Annotated in this window: 3 protein-coding genes; all 3 read left to right on the plus strand. The window is 40.6% G+C overall.

From position 1 onward, the window contains the following. Positions 1-123: 123 nt before the first annotated feature. The 3 genes from NJ959_RS23455 to NJ959_RS30495 all read left to right on the plus strand — a co-directional run bounded on the left by NJ959_RS23455 (position 124) and on the right by NJ959_RS30495 (position 6,846). Positions 124-2,670: a CHAT domain-containing protein gene (locus tag NJ959_RS23455; RefSeq protein ID WP_373693704.1), complete on the plus strand. Its 2,547-nt coding sequence runs from the start codon at positions 124-126 to the stop codon at positions 2,668-2,670. Between the two features lie 151 nt (positions 2,671-2,821). Beyond that, positions 2,822-3,589 (plus strand): DUF928 domain-containing protein, encoded by a 768-nt coding sequence (locus tag NJ959_RS23460; RefSeq protein ID WP_254014167.1) that lies wholly within the window; start codon positions 2,822-2,824, stop codon positions 3,587-3,589. A gap of 161 nt (positions 3,590-3,750) precedes the next feature. Next, positions 3,751-6,846, plus strand: coding sequence for a CHASE2 domain-containing protein (locus NJ959_RS30495; protein ID WP_309242704.1), 3,096 nt, complete (start codon positions 3,751-3,753; stop codon positions 6,844-6,846). Positions 6,847-6,990: the final 144 nt, after the last annotated feature.

Consider the following 6,990-nt stretch of genomic DNA (forward strand, 5'->3'; position numbering starts at 1 on the left):
TCAAAGGGGGGAGAAAGAATACAACCTGCATTTCTTCCAAATCGGGATGCTCCCGTTGAAAATTCCTCCTCAAAGGAATCGAGCCTGTTATGCCAAGAAGAAACCCTTAGAAAAATTGTAGGGGTGAAGCATTTAGAGGATAATCTTAGTCAAAAAACTAATATATCTATATGTTTCACCCAGTCTCAACTAGAAGTATTCCAGCTACAAGCCCAAATAGATTCCTCAACACTACTAGAAGAAGGCAGAATCCTCTACCAAACAGGAAGATTTGCCGAAGCAGCAGAGCTTTGGCAAAAAGCCGCTCAATACTACGAAGAAAAGAGCGATAGCATTAATCAATCTCTCAGCTTAAGTTATATCTCCTTAGCCTATCAAGAATTGGGAGAATGGCAAAATGCCCAAACCGCCATTACCCAAAGCCTATCCCTAATTACCAATAACCAACAACCAATAACAAAAAACAAACTGATTTTCGCCCAAATACTGAATACTCAAGCTAGTCTTCAGTTAGCTACCGGAAAAGCAGAAACCGCTCTCAATACCTGGAAGCAGGCAGAAAAAATATATAGTGAGGCTGGAGATGAAACCGGAATACTAGGCAGTCAAATTAACCAAGCCCAAGCTTTGCAAACCTTGGGGTTTTATCGGCGAGCGCAAATTATATTAGAGGAGATAAATAAAAAATTACTTACCGCACCCGATTCTCTGCTCAAAGTTACGGGATTGCGAAGTTTGGGAGTAGCCTTACAAGTAGTCGGAGACTTAGAAAAATCAAAGGCAGTTTTAGAAAAGAGTTTAGCCATCGCGCAGGAGCTAGACTCCTCCATTGATACTAGTGAAATTCTCTTTAGTTTGGGCAATACTGCCAACGCATTGAAAAAATATGAATACGGTATATCATTATATCAGAAAGCGGTCGAAAAAGCAACCAATCCAATCGTAAAAATAGAATCCCAACTCAATTACCTGAGCCTGCTAGTAGAAATTGAACATTGGAGAACAGTTTGGTTATTATTGCCCCAAATTCAATTTCAAATTACCACCCTTCTCCCCAGTCGTGCGGCTGTGTATGCTCAGGTGAATCTGGCTAATATTACGATCGACATGAGAAATACTCCATCATTGCGTAATTCCTCATTACCAATTCCCAATATTAAAGATATTAGTGAACTATTAAATAGGGCAATACAACAAGCAAAAACAATTCAAGATACCAGGGCTGAATCCTACGCTGTCGGTGAGTTAGGGTTTCTTTACGAACAAACTAAAGAGTGGGAAAAGGCTCAAAAACTGACTCAGGAAGCTCTCAATCTGGCTCAATCTATCAACGCTGATAATATATCTTATCGTTGGCAATGGCAAATGGGTAGAATTCTTAAGCATCAGGGTAATTTAACTGGCGCAGTCAACGTTTACACTGAAGCAGTGAAAACTCTGAAATCCCTACGGAGTGACTTAGTTGCGATTAATACAGACGTACAATTTTCCTTTCGGGATAGTGTTGAACCTGTTTATCGGGAATTAGTCAGTTTGCTCTTGGGAGCCAATCCAAGTCAGGCAAATCTAGAACAGGCTCGAAGTGCGATTGAATCTCTCCAACTTGCAGAATTAGATAACTTTTTTAGAGAAGCATGTTTAGAGGGGAAGTCTAAATCAATTGAGCAAGTAGATTCTAATGCTGCTGTGATCTATCCAATTATTCTACCAGATCGTTTGGGAGTAATATTATCTTTGCCAGGAAAACCTTTAGTTTACTATCAGACTCAGTTACCCCAAACAGAAGTAGACAAAATTCTCGATCAGATGCTGCAATCTATGAATCCAGCATTCTCCAACAAACAGCGTTTGCGCATTTCCCAACAAATATATGATTGGTTGATTAAACCTGTGGAAACAAAATTAACTCAAAGTGAAATAAAAACCTTAGTATTTGTTTTGGATGGTGGTTTCCGTAGCCTGCCTATGGCAGCTCTACATGATGGAAAACAATATTTAGTGGAAAAATATAGTGTAGCTATTAGTCAGGGATTGCAGCTATTAGAACCGCGATCGCTAAACCGAAAACATCTTAAAGTATTAACAGGTGGAATTACCGAAGCACGCCAAGGATTTTCGGCTTTACCGGGAGTCGAGGTTGAACTTAAGCAAATTGGTACTAAGGTAAATTCCGAGCTACTTCTAAATCAAGACTTTACCAATAAAACCCTGGCAGATCAGATAAAATCTGTGGCTTTTCCGATCGTTCATCTTGCTACTCATGGTCAATTTAGTTCCAAAGCAGAAGAGACATTTCTCCTCACATGGAACGATCGCATTAATGTGAAAGATTTAGATCAAATATTGCGAACCACAGACAAATCAGATCGGGAACCCATTGAGTTATTGGTCCTCAGCGCTTGCCAAACCGCCGTTGGCGATCGCAGAGCGACACTAGGATTAGCCGGAGTAGCGGTAAGATCCGGCGCACGGAGTACTTTGGCAACTTTATGGTCCGTTAGGGATCAATCTACGGCTGAACTTATGACTGAATTTTACCGAGAGTTAAGTCAGACTGAGGTAAGTAAAGCCGAAGCACTTCGTCAATCGCAGCTTATTTTATTGAAGCAATCGAAGTATCAGCATCCTTTTTTCTGGGCACCATTCGTACTAGTGGGAAATTGGCTTTAAACAAAAAATAAAAAACTATCCGGATTGTTTAAGCCTAATGACGTATATATGAATATAATATTCAGCTAAATGGCGGATGATAATCAGGGAAAAGCATCTTAGAATTATTAGTCTACGAAAAAATATGTCTTAAAAAAAGGGGGTAAAAATTGTGAACAGAGAAAATTACAGACGATCTCTTCAGGTTTTGTCAGTAGGCTTATCCCTAAAACTCATCTTAATCGCGAGCCTACCAATACGAGTACAAGCACAGTCAATAGACACGACTTCAGGTAACAGCTTTCCCAGTAATGCGATCGCCAGCGTAACATTCGATCCACCTGGGAATGGCAAACCCCGAGATACCGTAGGTGGAGCATCCCGGGATTCAGGAATATGTCCCCAAGATGCCGTCAATCCAGGTCCTGCTGTTACCCCTGTGATGCCCATCAACGAGCAAGCCTTAACAGTGGCAGAGCATCCCACATTTTTCGTTTACATTCCCCAAACTTCCGCACAAAAAGCCATGTTTGTGCTAAGGGATGATAACGAAGATTATTACTACAAAACCACATTGCCAATTCCCACTAAAGCAGGAGTTGTCAGCTTCAAACTTCCCGCTGATGCCCCTGCGCTCAAGAGTGGGAAAAAGTATAAGTGGTCTTTCGTGTTAATGTGTACAGCGGAAATCAGACCAGATAGTCCTTGGGTAGAAGGAGAAATTCAGCGAATTGAACCGAAATCGGGCGGTACATTAGATAATTTATCATCCCTAGAACGTGCTGCTTTATATGGCAAAAATGGCATTTGGTACGACACCCTAGCCAGTTTAGCCGAAGAGAGGCGATCGCAACCTGACAATTTAACCCTAGCCGCCAATTGGGAAAACCTGTTAAAGTCAGTCGGATTAGGCGCAATCGCTTCTCAGCCACTTTTGTAGAAATTTGCTACAGGTTTACCCCGAAAACTGCCAGAATTGGCATGATTAATACTTAATGGCTAATAGAGAATCTCTATTAGGGAAAGGGGGATGGGGAAAAGTAAGGTTTTCTGCCCCTTCCCCTTTAACCTTTGCCCTAAATTAGCCATTAGCCATTGATCGTGCCAATTCTGGTAACCTTGTCATACATGTGGCGGAAGATCGAGCAGCGTATTGTCAAATGGCGGGGGGTTTTGATTACCGCCCCGGTTTTGGCTGGATTAGTTATTGTGGCAACTTCCGGTGGCTTATTTCAATTACTGGAATGGGCGGCGCGGGATCAACTGGTTCGCTTCCGCCCTAGAGAGGCAGTTGACCCCCATATTGTTATTGTCACAATTAATGAGTCGGATCTCACCAAAATTGGCAAAGGTCAAATTCCCGATGGTATCCTAGCAAACCTAATCGAGAAACTGAAAGCCCAAAAGCCGAGAGTCATTGGGCTGGATCTTTATCGTAATTTACCAGTGCCACCTGGCGATAAAGAGTTAATTAAAGTGTTTAAATCCACGCCAAACCTAATCGGGATTGAAAAAGCAGTTGGAGAAACAGTAGAATCGTCTCCTATTTTAAAGGAACTAGGTCAAATTGCCAATGCCGATTTAATATTAGATGCTGATGGTAAGGTGCGTCGAGGTTTATTGACAGTTAAAAATCATGAGGGAGAAACTCAAGAAAGCCTAGGGGTAAAGCTAGCCTTGATGTATCTAGAAAAGGAAGGTATTTCCCTTGAAGTAGTCGATCCGGATCGTAAGCATTATCAGTTAGGAAAAGCAATATTTACACCTTTTACCGGGAATGAAGGGGGTTATATTGGTGCTGATTCGGGTGGTTATCAGATTTTATTGAACTTTCGGGGAGCCTTAGAAAATTTCAAGACTATATCAATAACAGATGTTCTAGAAAATCGCATACCATCAGGCTTACTCAAGGATAAAATCCTTCTAGTTGGTGCAACTGGACAGAGTTCAAACGACTTTTTCTTCACACCTTACAGTAGCAGTTTTTTCACTAGTCCCAAACGGATACCAGGAGTTGTTATTCATGCTAATATCATTAGTCAAATTGTCAGTAGCGCCCTAGAAGGAAGACCTTCAATTAAGAGTTGGACACAGCCAATTGAGTGGGTATGGATTTTAACTTGGTCTTTCGCAGGTGCTACGGTACGATGGCAGTTGCTGCAAGCCACCCGATTAAAAAAGAATTTATCCCCTATCTGGGCAAATATTAACGCTTCCCTTGTCCCGTTAGGGGGGATATTATTAACAACTAGTTACTTAGCCTTTCTCAACGGGTGGTGGCTACCGATAGTTTCACCCTTACTAGCTTTGACAGGATCTGCGATCGCAATCGGTGGATACCACAGCCTAGAATTGCAGCGCCAAACCCGCGATTTAGAGCAAGAAAAAGCTAACCTAGAAATCCTGCTAGAGACTACTACCGAAGAAAAAGCTGATCTAGAAATCCTGCTAGAGACTACCACCGAAGAAAAAGCTGATCTAGAAATCCTGCTAGAGACTACTACGGAACATCACGTTCAAGTTGAATCAGTCTTGCAAGATCGCGCAGAAGAAACCAAACGAGAAAGTGAAAGAAAACTAGCTCAATTTTTAGATGGTATGCCAATAGGAGTTGCGGTAATCGATGCCATGGGCAGACCATATTTTGCAAATCAAAAAGCACAAGAATTAATGGGTAAAGGAGTTGTATCGTCAGGAACAGTAGAACAATTAGCAGAAGTCTATCAAAACTATATTGCCGGAACTAATCAGTTATATCCTACAGAAAAACTGCCCCTTGTCCAGGCATTACGCGGCGAGCGATCTACTGTTGATGATATAGAAATTCATCTAGAAAATAAGATTATTCCTATCGAATCTTGGGGAACTCCCATCTATGATGAATCTGGCAATATTGCCTACGCACTTGTCGCATTTGCTGATATCACCGAACGGAAACGTGCCCAACAGGAACTTAAACAGGCGGAAGAAAAGTATCGCCGAATTTATGAAAATGCTTTGGAAGGTATCTTTCAAAGTACGCCGGAAGGCCGTTATCTTAGTGCTAATCCAGCCCTTGCCCAAATTTACGGTTACGATTCACCCGAAGAATTAATCGAAACTATTGTTAATATTGAGCATCAACTTTACGTCGATGCCAATCGGAGAAATGACTTCATCCGATTAATGGAGGAAGAGGGCGGTGTTTCTGGATTTGAGTTTGAAGTTTATCGTAAAGATGGTGGTATTATCTGGATTAATCAGAATGCACGAGCAGTATATGATGATAATGGTGTACTTCTCTATTACCAAGGTTTTAGTGAAGATATTACCGAACGTAAAAGAGCAGAAACTCAGCGAATTGAGTTTACAAAGCAGTTATATCAACTTAATAAAGCCAATGAACGATTTGTCCCACGCGAATTCCTCCATTTGTTGAATAAAGAAAGTATTGTTGATGTTCAGTTAGGGGATGCAGTTCAGCAAAAAATGTCAATTTTATTTGCTGATATTCGCAATTTTACTACCCTATCGGAACGGATGAGTATTGAGGATAATTTTAAATTTATTAATGGTTATTTATCCCGCATGGAACCTGCCATTCTCGAAAACAATGGGTTTATCGATAAATATATTGGCGATGCGATTATGGCTCTGTTTAGCGGTGATGCTGATAATGCGGTAAAAGCTGCTATTGACATGTTAAAGCGACTGACAGAGTACAATACAACTAGAACTAGACCGGAACGTCCACCCATTCAAATCGGTATTGGTATTAACACGGGATCTTTAATGTTAGGAACAGTGGGTAGTCCGAACCGGATGGATGGATCTGTAATTAGTGATAGTGTCAATTTAGCTGCTCGCTTGGAAGCGCTGACCAAATATTATGGGGTATCCTTGTTAATCTCTCACCACACCTTTTTACGATTAAATCACCCCCTTCAGTATGACTTTCGCATTATTGATAGGGTACAAGTTAAAGGTAAATCAGAAATGGTATCAATTTTTGAAATATTTGATGCCGATCCTCCGGAAATAAAAGATGCTAAGTTAGCGACAAAATCTATATTTGAAGAAGCGATATTTCTTTATAATATGAAATTATTGTCGAGAGCTACACAATTATTTAAAGATTGTATGGATATTAATCCAGAAGATAAAGTATTCCAAATTTATTTAAGTCGCTGTCAGGAAGCTCAGACAAACGATCCTTAATCAGCTAATGGCTAATTGCTAACAAATCTTTCTGTTAAGAGTTTCCCCTTCTCCATTCCCCGGAATACTTCTCATTTTTGAGTTTTAATTCAAAACTCAAAACTCAAAACTCAAAACTCAAAACTCAAAACTCAAAACTCAAAA

It is taken from the genome of Limnofasciculus baicalensis BBK-W-15 (genome assembly GCF_024178385.1).
Lineage (GTDB): Bacteria > Cyanobacteriota > Cyanobacteriia > Cyanobacteriales > Coleofasciculaceae > Limnofasciculus > Limnofasciculus baicalensis.